Source organism: Oleiphilus sp. HI0066, assembly GCF_001635725.1.
In genome coordinates this window covers 1-871 of record NZ_LWFH01000787.1, presented here as the reverse complement: position 1 = coordinate 871, position 871 = coordinate 1, and the positions used below count along the sequence as shown (strand labels likewise).

Genomic DNA, 871 nt, shown 5'->3' with positions numbered 1-871 from the left:
AACCGGCATCAGAATTCGTTGCAGACTTCGTTGGGTCGATGAATATTTTCTCGCTTGAAGCTGAGCGTGAAAGTCAGGCGACGAAAGACTTGCAGACCCATTTAGATCTTCATTCGACAAGTGCTTCTCTCGCAATTCGTCCAGAGCATTTGGTGTTAGAGGGTGATGTAGAGTTCGGTCTTGCGAGTGAGAAAGGCGTCGTTGTCTCAGCTCGCGTCGAGGCAATTGAGTATTTCGGCCGATTCGTTTCTATTCAATTGGTATGTGATGCTTGGGGTAAGAGTCTCGAAATAGATTTGCCATCTACCAAGCTGCAATTTTTTGACTTGAGTTTAGGCGCACAGCATAAAGTTGCCTTGCCGAAAGAAGCGCTGCATGTGTTTTCTCAAGATGCGGAGACGGCTTAGTGACTACCTTAACTTTAAATCTTCGTTCTTGGTTTAACGGTTTATCTGAAACGGATCGAACTATCCGCTTGTTTGTTCAGTTGGGTGTTATTGGGGCATTGAGTGTCGCAATTTTGCTCCCTTTGTTTTCTTTACTGAGTAAAAGTGTTGAGGATAGTGATGGACACTTTGTTGGTCTGGATAACTTTTTAACGTATTTTGGTTCGCAGGGTTTACAGCAGTCTTTATCTAACTCCTTGTTTATATCTTTGGTCGTGACTTTAATTGTCGTGGTCTGCGCATTTCTTTACGCCTATGTACTAACGCACTCTCGCATTCCTGCAAAAGGGCTGTTTAGATTTTTAGCGATGTTGCCGCTGTTAGCGCCTTCTTTACTGCCAGCTATCGCGTTGATTTATATCTTTGGTAAGCAAGGTTTTTTGCGAGAATGGTTGTTCGGTGCCGAGATATACGGCCCTATTGGA

General features: G+C 44.0%; 1 protein-coding gene and 1 pseudogene. Both read left to right on the top strand.

Annotated elements, in window-relative coordinates:
- A partial coding sequence (locus A3738_RS09470; RefSeq protein WP_156504147.1) for a TOBE domain-containing protein occupies positions 1-407 on the top strand: 407 nt, incomplete at its 5' end.
- A pseudogene (locus A3738_RS09465) lies at positions 407-871 on the top strand (putative 2-aminoethylphosphonate ABC transporter permease subunit); the annotation flags it as partial. The gene A3738_RS09470 and the pseudogene A3738_RS09465, both read left to right, overlap by 1 nt.